Consider the following 16819-nt stretch of genomic DNA (forward strand, 5'->3'; position numbering starts at 1 on the left):
CATATGTTCTCGCTGACAACAAATCCGCTCGACGACGATCGGCAGACCCCCATGGCAGTGCAGCCCACCCGCGACGACAAGTTCTCCTTCGGTCTCTGGACCGTCGGTTACAACGGCTCGGACCCCTTCGGCGGCCCGACGCGCCCCCAGCTCGACGTGGTCGAAGCGGTCGAGAAGCTCGACGAGCTCGGCGCCTACGGCCTCACCTTCCACGACGACGACCTCTTCGCGTTCGGCTCGACCGACGCCGAGCGGCAGACCCAGATCGACCGCCTCAAGGGCGCGCTGGAGTCGACCGGCCTCGTCGTCCCGATGGTGACCACGAACCTCTTCTCCGCCCCGGTCTTCAAGGACGGCGGCTTCACCTCGAACGACCGCGAGGTCCGCCGTTTCGCCCTCCGCAAGGTGCTGCGCAACGTCGACCTCGCCGCCGAGCTCGGTGCCGAGACCTTCGTCATGTGGGGTGGCCGCGAAGGCGCCGAGTACGACGCCGCCAAGGACGTCCAGGCCGCGCTCGAGCGCTACCGCGAGGCCGTCAACCTCCTCGCCCAGTACGTCACCGACAAGGGCTACGGCATCAGATTCGCCATCGAGCCGAAGCCGAACGAGCCCCGCGGCGACATCCTGCTGCCGACGCTCGGCCACGCGATCGCCTTCATCGACACCCTCGAGCGCCCGGAGCTCTTCGGCGTGAACCCCGAGGTCGGCCACGAGCAGATGGCCGGCCTGAACTTCACCGCCGGCATTGCCCAGGCGCTGTACTCCGGCAAGCTCTTCCACATCGACCTCAACGGTCAGCGCGGGATCAAGTACGACCAGGACCTCGTCTTCGGTCACGGCGACCTGCAGAACGCCTTCTCGCTCGTCGACCTGCTCGAGCACGGCGCCCCGCAGGGTGGCCGCGCGTACGACGGCCCGCGTCACTTCGACTACAAGCCGTCCCGTACCGAGGACATCACCGGCGTCTGGGACTCGGCCGCCGCGAACATGCGCATGTACCTGCTCCTCAAGGAGCGCGCGCAGGCCTTCCGCGCCGACCCCGAGGTCCAGGCAGCGCTCGAGGCCGCCAAGGTCACCGAGCTCGCCAAGCCGACGCTGAACGAGGGCGAGAGCTACGACGCGTTCCTCGCCGACACCTCGGCGTACGAGGACTTCGACGCCGACGCGTACTTCGGCGGCAAGGGCTTCGGCTTCGTCAAGCTGCAGCAGCTCGCGATCGAGCACCTCATGGGCGCTCGTGGCTGATCTCGCCTCCAGCGCGACCGACCCCGGCGATGAGGACCTCCTCGTCGCCGGGGTCGACTCGTCCACGCAGTCCTGCAAGGTCGTCGTCCGCCGGGCCGCCACCGGCGAGGTCGTCCGGACCGGACGCGCCGCCCACCCCGACGGCACCGAGGTCGACCCGGCCGCCTGGTGGGACGCCCTCGGCGTCGCCGTCGCCGACGCCGGCGGGCTCGACGACGTCGCCGCGATCGGCATCGGCGGCCAGCAGCACGGCATGGTCGTGCTCGACTCCGCCGGTCGCGTGATCCGCCCGGCGCTGCTGTGGAACGACGTCCGCAGCGCGGCCGCCGCCGCCGAGATGGTCGAGGACCTCGGACGGGAGGCATGGGTCGCCCGCACGGGTCTCGTCCCGGTGGCATCGTTCACGGCCACGAAGCTCCGCTGGCTCCGCGACGCCGAGCCGGAGCACGCGGCCCGCGTGGCCGCCGTCGCGCTGCCGCACGACTGGCTGTCCTGGCGCCTCCGCGGCTACGGCCCGGCGGACGAGAGCTCCCTCGGCCCGGACCTGGACGCCCTGGCGACCGACGGTTCGGACGCCAGCGGCACCGCCTACTGGGACCCGGCACGCCGTGAGTACGACCCGGAGCTGTTCGAACTCGCCCTGGGCCGTCCGCTGCGCGGAGCCGAGACCGGTGACGACGGCGACGCGGTGATCGTGCCGCGCGTGGTCGCGCCGTCCGAGGCGATGGGCACGCTCGAGCAGGACGTCGACCTGCCGGGCGGTGCGCGGGCCCCGCGCGGGCTCGTCGTCACGGCGGGCGCGGGCGACAACGCGGGCGCCGCACTCGGCCTCGGCCTGGCGGCGGGCGACGTCGCGGTGTCCCTCGGGACGAGCGGCACGGTGTTCGGCGTGACCGACACCGCGATCGAGGACCCGACGGGCACGGTCGCGGGTTTCGCGGACGCCACGGGTACCCGGCTGCCGATCGTCACGACGCTCAACGCGGCACGGGTACTCGAGGTGATCGGCGGCCTGCTGGGCGTCGACCACGCCGAACTCGGTCGACTGGCACTGCAGGCGCCGGCCGGTGCTGACGGGCTCGTCCTGGTGCCGTACTTCGTCGGCGAGCGCACCCCGAACCGGCCGGACGCCACCGCCTCGCTGCTCGGTATGACGCCCGGCACGACGGACCGGGCGCACCTGGCCCGCGCCGCGGTGGAGGGCATGCTCTGCGCCCTCGCCGACGGCCTGGCCGCGGTCGAGCGGACCGGCGTCACCGTGGAACGGCTGCTGCTCATCGGTGGGGCCGCGCAGAACGAGGCCGTCCGCGTCGTCGCAGCGCAGGTCTTCGGCCGCGAGGTCCTGGTGCCCGAGCCGGGGGAGTACGTCGCCGCGGGCGCTGCGCGACAGGCGGCGTGGGTCGTCACCGGGGAGCTCCCCGGCTGGTCGATCCCGACGACGTCGATCCCGGCGGACCCGCACCCCGAGGTGCTCGAGCGGTACCGCGCCGCCGTCGGCTGACCGCACCGCGTCGACTGACCGCAAAACGCAACGTCGGCGTCGAGACGCAACGCGATCGCGTTGCGGGACGCCGCCGACGTTGCGTTTTGCGACCGCCGCTCAGTCCGGCCGCGGCGCGGGCTTCGACCGGACGTGGGCCCGCTCCCCCTGCGGCCCGTACAGGCAGAGCACCTCGGTCACCTGCGTCGAGACGTTGCCGACCCAGTGGGGGGTGTGGGTGTCGAACTCCGCGACCTCGCCCGGGCCGAGGTCGAACACCTCGTCGCCGAGCACCAGCCGGAGTCGGCCGGACAGCACGTAGAGCCACTCGTAGCCCTCGTGGGTCTTCAATGTCGTGTCCGAGCCGTGGTCGTTCGGCTCGATGAGCTGCTTGAACGACCGCACTCCCCCGGTCCGCTTCGTCAGCGGGATCACGACACGGCGACCGTGTCGCTCGGGCTTGAGATGCACCCGCGGGTCCCCGGTCGGCGGCGCCCCGACCAGGTCGTCGAGCGGCACCTGGTACGCCCGCGCCAACGGCAGCAGCAGTTCCAGGGTGGGCTTCCGCTGTCCGGACTCCAGCCGCGACAGGGTGCTCACCGAGATGCCGGTCCGCTCCGCGAGTGCTGCGAGCGTGACGTCCTGCCGGGTGCGGAGCGCCCGGAGTCGCGGGCCGACCGCATCGACGACGTCAGCCGTCGTCGGTTCGGTGGGGCGCGCCTCCCGATCGGATGTCATGCCGCCGATCTTGCCACAACGGCAACAGCACTTGCCACTTCGATCCCGGGCGACCGAAGATCGCCGCATGTCTGAACACTTCGACGTCATCGTGGTCGGCGGCGGCCCCGCCGGCCTGTCTGCTGCACTCATCCTGGGGCGCTCGCGCCGCTCCGTCCTGGTCGTCGATGCGGGTGAACCCCGCAACGCCCCTGCCGAAGGCGTCCACAACCTGCTGGGGCAGGAGGGCACCGCACCCCGCGACCTCGTCCGCATCGGCCGACAGGAAGTTGCCCGCTACGGGGTCACCGTCACGGACGGGAGGGTCGTGGCCGCGTCCGCCACGCCCGTCACCGACGACGACGCGCTGGGGTTCCGGCTCACCCTGGACTCCGGCGAGGTCGTCACTGCCCGCCGCGTGGTCGTGGCCGGCGGTGCGGTCGACGTGCTGCCCGACGTCCCCGGCCTCGCGGAGCAGTGGGGCCGCGGAGTCGTGCACTGCCCGTTCTGCCACGGGTGGGAGGTCCGCGACCGACGGATCGGGGTCCTCGTCACGACCGCCGCCGGTGCACATCAGGTGCAGATGTTCCGGGCGCTGAGCGACGACGTCACGGCCTTCGTGACGGATCCCGACCTGCTCGACGACACCGTCCTGGCCGGCTTCGCCGCTCGTGGCATCCGGGTGGTGCGGACCCCGGTCGTCCGCGTGCTCTCCGAGGGGGACGCACTGTCCGGGGTCGAGCTGGCGGACGGGACCGTCGTCGAACTCGATGCCCTGGCCGCAGCGAGCCGGGTCGAGGCCCGGGTCGAGTGGGCCGCGGGACTCGGGCTGACGCCGGTCGACCAGGAGGCCAACGGCGTGCTGTTCGGCCGGGTGCTCGCGGTCGACGGGGCCGGGCAGACCGAGGTCGCCGGTGTCTTCGCCGCCGGCAACGCGGCGAACGCGATGCTCACGGTGGTCGCCTCGGCCGCGGCGGGGTCACAGACCGGGGCCATGGTGCACGGCGACCTGCTGCGGGCGGAGGTCGCGGCAGCCATCAGTGCCGGTACCGGTACCGGTACGGCACGCTGATGCTCAGCGCAGCGGGGTGAGCGTGCTCTCGAGGAGCAGGTCCTTCGCCGGCCCGCGCGCGTGCCAGCGGACGCTCCACCGGTCGGTCGTCCCGACGAGCAGGCCCGTGTAGTCGTCGGGGGCGCAGGCGTGCTCGACCTGCGAGCCCCACACCCAGTCGTGGAACGGACGGCCGTCGGCGAAGAACACCCGCCACGGGCCGTCCGGACCGCAGCCGTCCGGGCCGCGTCGGACCGTCAGCGTCCGCCACACCGGGGTCGTGCGGTCACCGAGGACCATCGTGCCGGTCTCGTGCCAGCGCACCGTGTCGTCGTCGACCGCGGTGAGCTCGGTCGTGCCGGTGACGGTGCCGCGCAGGTCGGCGAGCCGCTCGTGCACCCTCCGCCCGAGCGCCCACCGGCCGAGCAGGTCGGTGGGCGTGAGTGCGTCCGTCACTCGACCCGGTAGCCGGCCTGGGCGGCCAGCAGCGGAGCGAGCGTGAACAACTGCTCGCCGCCGATCGTCGCGCCGCGCATGCCGTCCAGTCGCTCGAGTCGGTCGAGGTCGGCGCCGCGCAGGTCGACGTCCTCGATGCGGGTGTCCGTGCCCGCGAACTCGCGGACGGTGCTGCCCGGGAACGAGACCCGCAGCAGTCGGGCGTCGGCGATGTCGATCTCGTCGACGACGCAGTCGCGGAAGACCACGTCGGTCAGCGTCGAGGCGCGGAGGTTGACGAATCCGAGCTTCATGCCGACGAACTCGACGCTGGCCAACGAGCTGTCGTGCAGTTCAGCCGAGCCGACACGGCCGCCCGCGATCCGGACCTCCCGCCAGGAGCTGCTGACGGCACGGAGCACCGGGGCGTCGAGGACCTCGACGACGCTGTCCCGGATCCGGAAGCCGCGCAGCTCCGCGTCACCGGCACGGAGGGTCTCGATGACGCACTCCTCGACCTCCAGGTCGGGCAGCCGTTCACCGGACAGGTCGAGGACGCCGATGCGCTTGCCCTCGATGCGGTCGCCGGTCAGGACGTCGCTGGGGCCGGGCGTCCAGTCCTCGAGGTCCGTCGGTCCAGTGAGGGTGATGCGGGGCGCCGTGACGCCGGTCTTCCGTGCCATGCGCCCAGTCTGCCGCGGACGGCAGGCCACCGCCGACGGGCCCGTCAGTCTTCGGGCTCGTCCGAGCGTGCGGCTGCACGCAGGGCGTCGGCCATCCGACCGGTGAAGTCGATGAACAGTTCGAAGGACTCGGGTGCCACCGCGCTCTCGAGCACCCCGCGGTAGGCGGCCCGCACGGAACCGAGGACCGCGACCGCGTCGAGCGTGAGCTCGATGCGGACGCTGCGTCGGTCATCGGGGTTCCGGACGCGGTCGAGGAGTCCCTGCCGGGTGAGCCGGTCGAGGAGCGCGGTCACAGCCCCGGTCCCCATCTCGAGGTACCCGCCGAGCTCCTTCGGCGTGCGGTCGTCGTCGACCGCTCCGAGGAACTGCAGCGCGCGGAGGTCGACCGGGTTCAGGCCGTGCCGGACGGCGAGGTGCTGCATGAGGTGCGCGTGCTCGACCTGTGCGCCGTAGAGGGTCGCCACGGCCTCGTCGAGGAGACGGTCGAAGTCGGCGGTCGAGGGGCGCCGAGGAGGTGCGGTCACAAGGCGACCCTAGTCGACATCCGTTCATCACTAAGATTGACAAACTCGAAAATCGAGGCGTACAGTCGCAGATGCCTCGAAAATCGAGGTGACATGATCAGGATGGAACCCGGAAATGCGTCGCCCTACCCGCACCCTCGCTCGCCTCGGCACCCTCGCCGTGATCCCCGCCGCGCTGCTCGCCGCCGGTGTGGCCGTCTCCACGGCGAGCTACTCGGCCTTCTCGGCGACCTCGTCCGACGGTGCCGACAACTGGTCGATGGGCACGGTCGCGCTGACGAACGACGCCTCGAACGGCGCGTTGTTCTCCGCGTCGAACCTCAAGCCCGGGTCCACCGGCACGAACTGCATCGCGGTGACCTCGAGCGGCAGCCTGCCGAGCGCCGTCCGCATGTACGCGAAGGACGTCACCCAGACCAAGGCCCTGGCCTCGTCCGTGACCCTGCAGGTCAAGCAGGGCACCGGCGGCGGCTACGGCACCTGCGACGGGTTCACCGCGGCGACGGGCACCGACGGCACCCTCTACGACGGGTCGCTCGCGACCTTCGCGTCGACCCGGAAGGACTACGCGTCCGGTCTCGGCACCTGGAAGACCGCGGGCACCAAGCCCGAGACGCGGACCTTCCAGATCACCTACACCGTCTCCCCCGACGCGCCGGCGACGCTGATGGGCGCCACCGCCAGCCTCGGCTTCACCTGGGAAGCCCAGAACCTCTAGTCCCCGCCCACACCGCACGCCCACCGGACAGGAGGATCGGGATGCGCTCGTCGTCATGGCTCCGGTTCACGGTCGTGCTCGCCGCTCGTGGCGTCATCGCCGCGCTCGTCGGCGTCGTGTTCTGGGGCATCGCTCCGCTCGCACTCGGATGGCACACCACCACCGTGATGACGGGCTCCATGCAACCCACCCTGCTGCCCGGTGACGTCGTCGTGAGCAAGCCGGTCCCGGCCCACGACGTCCGAGCGGGTCAGGTGCTGCTCTTCCCGGACCCAGACCACACCGGGGTGCTGCGCCTGCACCGGCTCCAGGACGTGGACGCCCACGGCGACCTCGTCACCAAGGGCGACGCCAACCCGGAGCCGGACTCGACCGCCGTCGCGCGGTCCTCGGTCGTCGGGGTCGGGTACCTGCGTGTCCCGCTCGTCGGGCTCCCGGTCGTCTGGGCCGCGGAGCACCGGACCGTGCCCCTCGTCGCGCTGGCCGCCGGCATCGTCGTGCTCGCCGGGTTCGCCGTGGTGCCCGCCGTGCGCACCCGTACCGACTCCCCGACCGACCGGCTCCCACGCCACGGCCGTCACCGCGCCGCACGTCCGCGCCGCGCCCGCACCCGCCCCCGCGCCCGCGCCCGCGCCCGCGCCCGGACCGTCGTGGTCGCGGCGACGGTGTGCGCCGTCGTCGGGGTCGCGCTGCCCGCACCCGCAGCGGCAGCGGCAGCGGCCTTCGCAGCGGCCACGACCACCGGGACCAGCTCGATCACCACCGCGGTCGCCACCCCGGTGACCGGGCTCACCTGCGTGAACGTCGGCAACGCCGCGGCCGACGTGGGGTGGGCCTACTCCGGGGTCGCACCCGAACGCTTCACGGTCCTGGTCGACGGGGCCGCGAGCGGGATCAGCACCGCGGCCCGCGCGCGGGACGTCACGCTCGGCGCATCGGACTTCTTCGTCTGGAAGACTTCGACCATCAGCGTGCGCACCGACCTCACCGACACGTGGACGGCCACGTCGTCGTCCACCGTGCGGATCACCACGATCCGCCTGTTCGGACTCGGCCGCACCTCCTGCGCCCGCTGACCGCACGGACCATCGGCGGTCGGCGACGGCATCCGCCGTGTCCGGCCCACCTCAGGTGCCGGTGCGGTCCTGCGGCGGCCGGGATCCGCGTTCGACGCCACGAGTGCGCCGCCGCCGTCCCGGGGATGCCGGTCGTGGCGGAGGTCATGGGAACGACGCGGTGCCGGTCGGCGTCGTGGCAGCCGGGAGCGCGGGTTCCCAAAGGTCCCGAACACCGGCAGGTGCGTCAGTGAGTCGACTCAGCGCCCGGCGTTGTAGTGGCCCGTGACCTGCGTGGCGGAGAGCACCGAGCTGTACACGGCAGCGAACCGCATCGAGCCGGCGAAGTAGTAGTTGCCGGCACCCGGCCACCCGGTGATCGTGTCGTAGCCGACGCGGAAGTACCCGCTCGCGTTCTCCGGGGCGGTGAAGGCAGCGTTCGAGGCCACCAGGGCCCCGTCGGCGTACAGCCGCATCCCGGTCGTGGCCGACATCGTGGCGACGACGTGGTGCCATGCGCCGTCGCTGTAGGCCTTGGGCGACGTGACGACCTGTGTGGTGTTGTTGTACGAGCCGAAGACGAGCTGCCCGCTGGTGTTGAGGTACACCTGGCGGTCGTGCTGCCCGGAGGCGGCGACCTGGTTGCTGCCGAAGCCGATGAGCAGTCCGCCGGCGACGGTGGTGCGGAACCACACCTCTTCGCTGAAGGTGGTCGGGTTGCGGTACATCGTCGGAGTGGAGACGAAGCTGGTCGACCCGTCCAGGACGTACGCGCCGCCGGCGTCGCGAGGGCAGGCCTTCGGGGTCGCCGTCGTCGAGGCCATCGATCCCTGGTAGGTGCCGTTCGCGCCCTTGCCGGAGTCGTCGACGGCGGTCTTCGCGCCGGCGGCCTCGGCGAGCTGGTAGGTGAACAGGGCGTTGGCGTTCTCCGCGTCGACGGCACTCGCGCAGGTGAAGTAGCTGGCGGTGCCGGCACTGTTGGACCCGTTGGTCACCTTCGCGGTGAACGCGGACCGGGTCGGCGCGAACTGGTTGAGCACGATGACGACGGCCAGGGCGACGACCAGCAGGACGGCGACGACCTTGCCGTCACGGAGTCGGTGCAGGTTCACGCGGCACGCACCGTCTCGACGCGGCCGATCGCCAGGCAGAACAGCAGCGGCAGCAGGCAGGCGGCGATGAGCGCGGCCCAGCCGATCGGGTCGAGGTCGATGTTCGACATGAGCTGGTACTGCCCGTTGTGGGTGAGCTCGTGGATGGTGATGCGGCCCACTTCGCCGTCGACCAGGTGCACGGTGTTGCCGCCGACCGCGTCGATGCGGACGGGGAACATGCCCGAGGACACCACGGTCGCCTCGACGCTGCCCTTCGCCGACGTGTTCGAGATCGTCGTGACGTTGACGAACGGCTTGAGCACGAACGCCGCGTACGAGACGGTGAGGGAGCTGCCGGCGATGCGCAGGCTGCCGCGGGTGACCCGGTCGGTGAAGACGCTGGTCAGGGCCCAGATGAGGAGCGTGCCGACCAGGAGGATCGGGGCGGCCCGGAAGAGCCAGCCCAGGTGCGGGACGAGCAGGACCGGGGCGCCGACCAGGTTCTCCTGCGTGAGCGTCCACGGGTCCTGAGCGCCGTTGACGTCGCCGCGGGCGTGGATGCCGCCGTCGGGGTCGATCGCGACGATGCGGTGCGTGTAGGTGACGTCGGGGTTCGCGGCAGTCCGGTAGGACACGATGTCGCCGACCCGGAGGGACGACGCCTGCACCGGCATGTCGAGGACGAGCGTGCCGACCGGGGCGGCTTCACCCATCGACGGGGTCTCGACGACGAACCAGCGGCCGCCGTTGGTGAGGAACAGGACCGCAGCGGTGAGGAGGAGCGCCGCGATCGCGGCGACCGACCAGGCGAGGACGGTCTCGGAGCGGCTGACCGCACGTCCGCCGAGGAGCGGCCGCGGGAGGGTCCCGCTGAGCGGGATGGCCGAGGTGAGGCTCATGTGCTGCTCCGTCCTGGTCGGTGGTGGTCAAGGGGAATGGCGACGCTCGACCGTAGGGGGGTCAGTCGAGCGTCGCCGGTCTGAGGTTGGTCGGATCAGGCGGTGAAGGTCCAGGTCATCGGCACCGAGGCGGCGAGGCCCTGGTAGGTGTTGCCGGCCGAGGAGTCGAGGGTGACCGCGAAGTTGAAGGGGACGCTCGCACCGGCGGCGGGAGCGGTGGGCAGCGTGATCGCGGCGCCGCCCTTGAAGCTGGCGAGGGTGCCGGAGAAGACGCTGGTGGAGCCGGAGGTGACCACGAGGTTCATCTTCGCGCAGAGGTCGGTCGCGGTGCCGTTCGACGTGCCGTTGGCGCTCTGCGTGCAGGTGGCGCCCGGGGTCAGCGTGAAGGTGCTGGCGGCGGCGGTACCGGTGTTCTTGATGGTGATCGGGGTGTTGACCGTGTTGCCCGGGGTCATCGTCGTGCTGCCACCGAACTTGTTGATGGTCGAGCAGGTCGCGGCGTTGGTCGAGACCGAGCCGCCGTCGGTGCTGAGGCAGGTGACGGACGCGTTGGCGTTCTGCTCCTGCATGATCAACGTGCCGCTGGCGGCGGTGTTGCTGCTGTTGGTGATGCTCGCGGCGAACCCGGAGAGGGTGCCGGTGAGCGAGAGGGAGAGGAGCACGGCGGCGAAGATGCCCGCGAGGAGCGCCACGGGTGCGAAACGGATGCGCTTCAGCGGGGAGGTGCGGAGCTGGTTGGACACGGGGTACCTCGATGTTCGTGGATGGTCTCTTTCGCAATCTCCGTTCGGCCGATTGCTCAATGATTAAGATAGTCATCGGTTCAACAACATGGAACCGCCGCAAGGCCCCCAGAGCGGGGGACACCGCGGACGGGAGGCGCATCGACGCCCGGCGCACCGGTAATCTCCCGCAACGAGAGAGATCTGGAGACCAGCCCGTGAGTGAGCAGGACGAGCACGACGCGACGGACCTGACGGCCGCGTTCGACGCCGTCGTCCGCGCCAACGCGAGCCTGGTCGCGCAGCTCAGCGCCCGCGCCGGCGTGCACGAGAGTGGCCTCCGCGCCCTCGTGCTCATCAGTGACACCGGCTACTCCACCCCCACCGAGGTCGCCGGGTTCCTCGGGTTGACCTCCGGCGCGGTGACGAACATGGTCGACCGGCTGTCCGCCGCAGGGCTGCTCGAGCGCACACCGAACCCGTCCGACCGGCGCGGGTCGCTGCTGCGTCTGCGGCCCGCCGGCGAGGACGTCGTCGCGGACTACCGGGAGCGCTACGCCGCCATGCTGCGCGCGGTCGACTCCGGCCACCGCGGGGACCTGCACGCGGTCCTCAACGACCTGGCGACCGGCCTGTTCCAGCAGGCCGCGACTGCCGACCCGGCGACACCGGCCTCCGCGAGCTGAATGAACGGGCGCCGCTGTCGACCGCGGCGCCCGTTCTCCGTCCGGAACGGTCAGATGCCCGTCGTGCTCCGGATCCACGACGACGCCTGCGCCAGCAGGGCCTGGTTCGACCCCGCGCGGGTGTTCGCGCCCGGGTCGGCGCTGTCGCCGGTGGAGCACGTGGCGACGACCTTGCCGTTGACGATGAGCGGCCCGCCCGAGTCGCCGTGGTTCGAGGCCCCCGAGACGCCCGTCACGTGCTGGGCCCGGCCTCCGAACGCGTCGGTGCTCGCCTCGGTCAGGGACACGGACGCCTCAGCCCCGCAACGGCGGCGACGCCGCCACACCGTGCTCGTCCGCGAACCCGGCCACCAGGTCACGCATCGCGTCCTCGGCACTGTGCCGTGCCTCCCAACCGAGCACCTCGCGCGCCCGGTCGGTGCGCATGATCGGCACGCCGGCCGCGATGTCCACCCAGCCGGCATCGGTGGGCTGCAGGCGCAGCCGCCAGGTCAGCGTGACGAGCCCGCGGACCAGACCGAGTGGCACGCGGACCGCTCCGAGCATCCCGAACACCCGCGCCATCCGCGGCGGCGTGAGCACGGGCGCGGCGGCGATGTTGAACGCCCCCCGGGCCTTCCGGTCGATCGCCCGCCAGTACGCGTCGGCGAGGTCGTCGGCATGGACGGCCTGGAACACGAACGGGTACGGCAGCGGCAACACCGCCCAGCGGATCCAGCGGACGATCCGCATCGGCACGAGGTGCCCGAGGAACAGGCCACGGATCTCGGCGGCGGCGTCACGCTGGAACACCAGGCCGGGGCGCAGTCGGGTCACGACGACGTCCGGGTGCTCGCGCTCGAAGACGTCCATCGCGCGCTCGTTCTCGGCCTTGTGGATCGAGTAGGTGGCGGTCGGGATGCCGTCGGCGGGCCAGGTCTCGTCCACCGGGGTGCGCTTGCCGTCGGCGTCGACCCCGCGGTAGGCACCGACCGAGGACGCGACGACGACCTGCGGCACGCCCGCGGCCGCGACGGCGGCCAGGACGTTCGCGGTGCCGGTCACGTCGGTGCGGTGCTGGGCCGGGATGTCGTGCGTCGGCTGCAGCGCCCACGCCAGGTGGACGACGGCGTCGGCGCCGCGGAAGACCGCCGTCAGCCGGTCGATCGCGTCCGGGGCGCCGACGTCGACGGTGTGCCAGAGCGCGCTGTCGTACGGCTGGGCGCGCAGGTCCGGCCGTCGGCGCGCGACCCCGACGACGTCGGCGCCGGCGTCCCGGAAGCGGCGGAGCAGCGCGGTCCCGACGTTCCCGGTGGCGCCGACGACGACGATCCTGGTCATGCCGCGGCCGGGGTACCTGCGGGCAGTGCGGGATCGAGGACGACCTTGATGCAGTCGTCCTCCTTCTTCTGGAAGACCTCGTACATGTGCGGGGCGTCCTCGAGCGAGACCCGGTGGGTCGTCAGGTCGAGGGTGCCGAGCGGGTCGGACGGGTCCTCGACGAGCGGCATGATGTCGTCGATCCAACGCTTCACGTTGCACTGGCCTTCGCGGATGGTGATCTGCTTGTCGAACAGCGTCATCATCGGCATCGGATCGGCCATGCCGCCGTAGACACCGCTCAGCGAGACGGTGCCGCCGCGACGGACCAGGTCGATCGCGGTGTGCACGGCGTCCAGGCGGTCGACACCGGCGGTCTCGATGGCCTTCTGCGCGAGCTTGTCGGGCAGCAGGCCGGCGGCGCGCTGGGCGAACCCGGCGACGGGGTTGCCGTGCGCCTCCATGCCGACTCCGTCGACGACGGCGTCCGGGCCACGGCCGTCGGTCAGGTCGACGAGCTCGGCGACGAGGTCCTTCGACAGGTCGAACGTCTCAATGTCGTACTTCGCCGCGAGGTCACGACGGACCTGCTCCGGCTCGACGGCGAGCACGCGGTAGCCCAGGTGCTTGCCGATGCGGGCGGCGAACTGCCCCACCGGGCCGAGTCCGAGGACCGCGAGCGTGCCGCCCTCGGGGACGTCGGCGTACTGCACGGCCTGCCACGCGGTCGGCAGGATGTCGCTCAGGAACAGCCACTGGTCGTCGGCACCGGTGTCGGGCACCTTGATGGGACCGTAGTCGGCGTGCGGCACACGCAGGTACTCGGCCTGACCACCGGGGACCTGGCCGTACATCTTGGTGTAGCCGAAGAGGGCGGCTCCGCTGCCGTACGCGGTCACCTGGGTGGTCTCGCACTGGGACTGCAGCCCACGCTGGCACATGTAGCAGTGCCCGCAGGAGATGTTGAAGGGGACGACGACACGGTCGCCGACCTTGAGGTTCGTGACGGCCGAGCCGACCTCCTCCACGATTCCCATCGGCTCGTGGCCGAGGACGTCACCCTTGTCGATGTACGGGCCGAGGACGCGGTACAGGTGCAGGTCGGAGCCGCAGATCGCCGTGGAGGTGATCCGGACGATCGCGTCCGTCGGCTCCTGGATGGTCGGGTCGGGAACGGTCTCGACGGACACCTTCTCGGTGCCCTGCCAGGTCAGTGCGCGCATGCGTGCGCTCCTCTCGTCGCGGTCGCGGCCGGACGGGAGGCCCGGCACGCGTCGTCCCATCGGTACGCCTCCGCCTCACGGAGCCTCCCAGCGTGGGCCGGTCAGCGCACCGGGTCGGAGGCGACGGGTGCGGCGGGCGCGGGGCGCGCCTCCCGGACGTCTGCGGCCACCTGGTCGTCGCGTGCGGTGCGCTCGTCGCGGGCACGCTTCCCGGCGACCACGACACCGAGCGCGACGGCGTACAGCACCGCACCGATCCAGAGTGCTGCCGAGGCGGACGGCACCTGGTCGGCGGGGATGTCCGGCACCCCGGCCGCGGCCATCAGCGCGGACTCGGCGCAGAGCACGGCGGTCGAGAGCACCAGGACGGTCACCCGCAGCCAGCGCGGGCTGCGACGGATGCCGGCCGAGACCCCGACCACGCCCGCGGTCAGGAGCAGTCCGGCGAGCAGGAACCCGATCATCACGACCGAGTGCAGGGCCGGGTCGCGGGTCGAGTCGGCCGCAGTGGTGCCGGTGTAGAGCAGCCAGGACCCGCCGACGGCCAGGACCGCGGCGACCACCGGGAACGCGAGTGCCCGGGTCAGCGGGTTGCCGGCCAGGCGACCGAGGCGCTGCAGCGGGACGGGTTCGAGCGTGCGGCGGGCGAGCGTCACCGGCGAGCCGAGGACCAGCAGCACCGGGGCGACCATGCCGATGACGACGTGGCCGAGGACGTGTGTGGTGAGGTCGTGCCCACCGGCGTGGCCGAGCGGCCCGACGAGCACCGCGGCGACGGCCAGCAGTCCGGCGATCCAGGAGACCGTCCGTGCCGGGGGCCAGGCGGCGTGCCCGCGGCGCCGCTGTCCGGACGCCCCGACGATGTACACCGCACCCGCCACGGTGAGGGCGATGAGGGTGAAGGTCCCGAGCGTGCCGCCGTGAGAGTGCACCGATGAGCTCCTGTCGTCGTCCGACCATCCTGTCGGAGACCGGTACGCGGTGTTCGGCACGACGGGGTCCCGCGACTGGTCAGCCGCGCAATCGGTCCCGTTCCGCCGGCGGCAGGTGTTCGGTCGCGGTCTCGAGGGCCGCGCGGCTGAGGAACCGGCCCTGCCGCTCGAGGAACGCGACGAGCTCGACCTCGGACGCCCGCTTGCCGACCTCGCGCAGCACCCGGCCGAGGGCCGACTGCACGACGTCGCCGCGCTCCCGGACGAGGCGACCGACCACGGCGAGCGGGACCTCGGCGTCGCCCTGCTTCGCGAACGCCAGGGTCGCCACGACCGCGGCCCGACGGACGAGCGCCACGTCGGACTTCGCGAGGGCGAACAGCGGCCCGGTCGAGCCGCCGAGCAGCGGGGTGCCGACCAGGTCCTCGGCGGCCAGGTCGACCAGTACCGGGTCGTCGAGCCGCTCGGCCCGCAGCGCGGACAGGTACTCGTCGGTCAGGTCCGGATCCGGGCCGCGGTGCTCGGCCTGCCGCTCGCGGGCGGCCTGCAGGAGCAGCACCACGGCGACGAGGCGGCCGCCCGGGTCCTCGCTCCAGAGCAGCGCCGACCGCTCCCCCGGGTCCAGGTCCGCGAAGCGTCGGGCGACCCGGCGTGCGGCGCCGACGTCCCCCGGCGTCCGGGCGAACGCGACGAGGACGTCCTCGGCGGTGGGACGTGACATCCCCTCCACCCTACGGCCGGGGTGCGGAACGCCGGCCGGTCGTCAGCGGAACGCGAGGATCGTCAGCGGGTCCTTGAGCGTCCCGTTGACCCGGGTCTCGACGTGCACGTGTGGGCCGGTGGACTGCCCGGTGTTGCCGGACTTGCCGAGCTGTGTGCTCAGCGAGACGACCTGGTCCTTGCTGACCGCGATCGAGCTCATGTGCGCCGTCAGCACCGTGGTCAGGCCGTAGGTCACGACGACGTAGTTGCCGTAGCTGGCGTTGTTGCGGACCACCGTCGTCACCCGCCCGGTCCCCGAGGCGTACACCGGGGTACCGATCTTCACCGGCGAGTCGGTGCCCTGGTGGTAGCGCGGCACGTGGCCTGCGCCGCGGTCGTCGCCGTAGCGACCGGTGATCGTCGTGCCGGCGACCGGCCACTGCAGTCCGGTGACCTTCTTCGTCGACCAGGAACGGGTGTCCGCCTTCCCGTAGAGGACGACGTTGCCGTCGAGCTGCACCAGCAGCGCTCCGCCGCCCTTGCGCGAGGTGTTCGAGGCCCAGAGCGCCGTCCCGCCGCCCTTCGGGTAGACGACGAGGTTGCCGTCGGTCTGCACCGCGGCGGTCGCGCCGGGGTGCCGGAAGGTCTTCGACGACCAGGCCGCGGCGCCGTTCACGTACTGGACGAGGTTGCCGTCGGTCTGCATCGTGAAGGTCTGGTCACGACCGGCACCGGAGCGCAGCACCGTGCCGGGCAGGATCGTCGTCCCGGCCGGCACCCGGTTCTGGAACGTCTGCAGCTTCCAGGTGGTCGCGTTCGCCGTGTTCAGCAGGAGGAGGGTGCCGTCGCCGTTCACGCCCAGGCTCTTCGTCGGGGAGCTCTTCGGGCCCCACTGCGCCAGCAGCTTGCCGTTCTTGATGATCGACAGCGGTCCCTCCTTCTGGACGACCGCGGCGGCGCCGGACTGGTTCGAGGTGTTCGACGCCCAGAGCACCACGTTCCCGATGCCGTACTCGACGAGGTTGCCGTCACCCTGCATGACCAGGCGGAACTGCCCGTTCGGCGAGGTCACCTGGTCGCCGGCCCGGAGCCAGGTGCCCGCCGGGGCGGTGCCGGTGTAGGTGGTCGCTGCGTGCGCCGGTGCGGCGACCGCGACGAGTCCCGCGGCCGCGATCGCGACAGCGGTGACGGCCGCGGCGAAGCGTGCTCGTGCCCTGATCATGTGGTGGTCGTCCCTGCTCGTGGTGAGGCCCACCGCGGGCGGCCGAGCGCCAGCGCGGTGCGTGTCCGGTGTCGAGGCGTCCCTGTACGACTCGACGGTCAAGGTTCGCAGGCGGAACCGATCAGGGCC

General features: G+C 72.0%; 19 protein-coding genes. 6 read left to right on the plus strand and 13 right to left on the minus strand.

Annotated elements, in window-relative coordinates:
- Window positions 1-51: 51 nt before the first annotated feature.
- Entirely contained in the window at window positions 52-1245 is a 1194-nt protein-coding gene (gene xylA, locus DEJ31_RS14655) for a xylose isomerase (RefSeq protein ID WP_111122215.1), read from the plus strand.
- Window positions 1238-2746, plus strand: coding sequence for a xylulokinase (xylB, locus tag DEJ31_RS14660; RefSeq protein WP_111122216.1), 1509 nt, complete (start codon window positions 1238-1240; stop codon window positions 2744-2746). Before xylA ends, xylB begins: the two co-directional genes overlap by 8 nt.
- Before the next feature lie 99 nt (window positions 2747-2845).
- Here xylB and DEJ31_RS14665 read toward each other — a convergent pair whose 3' ends face one another.
- A complete protein-coding gene (locus tag DEJ31_RS14665) occupies window positions 2846-3463 on the minus strand; it encodes a helix-turn-helix domain-containing protein (protein ID WP_111122217.1) in 618 nt (205 codons plus the stop codon).
- 67 nt (window positions 3464-3530) lie between these two features.
- On the opposite strand from DEJ31_RS14665, the gene DEJ31_RS14670 reads away from it, so the two are divergent.
- Window positions 3531-4514: an NAD(P)/FAD-dependent oxidoreductase gene (locus DEJ31_RS14670; protein ID WP_111122218.1), complete on the plus strand. Its 984-nt coding sequence runs from the start codon at window positions 3531-3533 to the stop codon at window positions 4512-4514.
- A 3-nt stretch (window positions 4515-4517) separates the two neighbouring features.
- On the opposite strand, the gene DEJ31_RS14675 is transcribed toward DEJ31_RS14670, so the two are convergent.
- From DEJ31_RS14675 to DEJ31_RS14685, 3 genes are read right to left on the minus strand one after another with little or no spacing between them, the layout of a single operon-like run.
- On the minus strand, window positions 4518-4949 hold the full coding sequence (locus DEJ31_RS14675) for a DUF6314 family protein (protein WP_111122219.1): 432 nt from the start codon (window positions 4947-4949) through the stop codon (window positions 4518-4520).
- On the minus strand, window positions 4946-5611 hold the full coding sequence (locus DEJ31_RS14680) for a pentapeptide repeat-containing protein (protein ID WP_111122220.1): 666 nt from the start codon (window positions 5609-5611) through the stop codon (window positions 4946-4948). The genes DEJ31_RS14675 and DEJ31_RS14680 overlap by 4 nt, the downstream gene beginning before the upstream one ends.
- 44 nt (window positions 5612-5655) lie before the next feature.
- Window positions 5656-6138 carry a MarR family winged helix-turn-helix transcriptional regulator gene (locus tag DEJ31_RS14685; RefSeq protein ID WP_258366325.1) on the minus strand — a complete coding sequence of 161 codons (483 nt, stop codon included), beginning with the start codon at window positions 6136-6138 and terminating at the stop codon, window positions 5656-5658.
- A 115-nt stretch (window positions 6139-6253) separates the two neighbouring features.
- On the opposite strand from DEJ31_RS14685, the gene DEJ31_RS14690 reads away from it, so the two are divergent.
- The gene (locus DEJ31_RS14690; protein ID WP_110904799.1) at window positions 6254-6856 is read left to right on the plus strand and encodes a hypothetical protein; all 603 of its coding nucleotides are present in this window, start codon (window positions 6254-6256) and stop codon (window positions 6854-6856) included.
- 41 nt (window positions 6857-6897) lie between these two features.
- Complete coding sequence (locus DEJ31_RS14695; protein WP_111122221.1) at window positions 6898-7932, plus strand: signal peptidase I; 1035 nt, start codon at window positions 6898-6900, stop codon at window positions 7930-7932.
- A 239-nt stretch (window positions 7933-8171) separates the two neighbouring features.
- Here DEJ31_RS14695 and DEJ31_RS14700 read toward each other — a convergent pair whose 3' ends face one another.
- From DEJ31_RS14700 to DEJ31_RS14710, 3 genes are all read right to left on the minus strand, one after another.
- Window positions 8172-9023: a LamG domain-containing protein gene (locus tag DEJ31_RS14700; protein ID WP_110903831.1), complete on the minus strand. Its 852-nt coding sequence runs from the start codon at window positions 9021-9023 to the stop codon at window positions 8172-8174.
- Complete coding sequence (locus DEJ31_RS14705) at window positions 9020-9904, minus strand: S26 family signal peptidase (protein ID WP_110903832.1); 885 nt, start codon at window positions 9902-9904, stop codon at window positions 9020-9022. The genes DEJ31_RS14700 and DEJ31_RS14705 overlap by 4 nt, the downstream gene beginning before the upstream one ends.
- Window positions 9905-9999: 95 nt before the next feature.
- On the minus strand, window positions 10000-10647 hold the full coding sequence (locus DEJ31_RS14710; RefSeq protein ID WP_111122222.1) for a hypothetical protein: 648 nt from the start codon (window positions 10645-10647) through the stop codon (window positions 10000-10002).
- A 197-nt stretch (window positions 10648-10844) separates the two neighbouring features.
- Here DEJ31_RS14710 and DEJ31_RS14715 point away from each other — a divergent pair, with 197 nt between their 5' ends.
- Window positions 10845-11312, plus strand: a complete 468-nt coding sequence (locus tag DEJ31_RS14715) for a MarR family transcriptional regulator (protein WP_309146518.1) — start codon at window positions 10845-10847, stop codon at window positions 11310-11312.
- Between the two features lie 50 nt (window positions 11313-11362).
- Here DEJ31_RS14715 and DEJ31_RS14720 read toward each other — a convergent pair whose 3' ends face one another.
- From DEJ31_RS14720 to DEJ31_RS14745, 6 genes are all read right to left on the minus strand, one after another.
- Window positions 11363-11599, minus strand: coding sequence for a hypothetical protein (locus tag DEJ31_RS14720; protein ID WP_181427392.1), 237 nt, complete (start codon window positions 11597-11599; stop codon window positions 11363-11365).
- Between the two features lie 7 nt (window positions 11600-11606).
- On the minus strand, window positions 11607-12632 hold the full coding sequence (locus tag DEJ31_RS14725; protein ID WP_111122223.1) for an NAD-dependent epimerase/dehydratase family protein: 1026 nt from the start codon (window positions 12630-12632) through the stop codon (window positions 11607-11609).
- Window positions 12629-13834 carry a zinc-dependent alcohol dehydrogenase gene (locus DEJ31_RS14730; protein ID WP_111044599.1) on the minus strand — a complete coding sequence of 402 codons (1206 nt, stop codon included), beginning with the start codon at window positions 13832-13834 and terminating at the stop codon, window positions 12629-12631. The genes DEJ31_RS14725 and DEJ31_RS14730 overlap by 4 nt, the downstream gene beginning before the upstream one ends.
- A gap of 101 nt (window positions 13835-13935) precedes the next feature.
- Window positions 13936-14766, minus strand: a complete 831-nt coding sequence (locus DEJ31_RS14735; protein ID WP_181433542.1) for a cytochrome c oxidase assembly protein — start codon at window positions 14764-14766, stop codon at window positions 13936-13938.
- Between the two features lie 79 nt (window positions 14767-14845).
- On the minus strand, window positions 14846-15487 hold the full coding sequence (locus tag DEJ31_RS14740; RefSeq protein WP_146243165.1) for a DNA alkylation repair protein: 642 nt from the start codon (window positions 15485-15487) through the stop codon (window positions 14846-14848).
- A 42-nt stretch (window positions 15488-15529) separates the two neighbouring features.
- Window positions 15530-16690, minus strand: coding sequence for a peptidoglycan DD-metalloendopeptidase family protein (locus DEJ31_RS14745; protein ID WP_110903838.1), 1161 nt, complete (start codon window positions 16688-16690; stop codon window positions 15530-15532).
- Window positions 16691-16819: the final 129 nt, after the last annotated feature.

Origin of the sequence: Curtobacterium sp. MCPF17_031, from assembly GCF_003234035.1 — a bacterium.
GTDB lineage: Bacteria > Actinomycetota > Actinomycetes > Actinomycetales > Microbacteriaceae > Curtobacterium.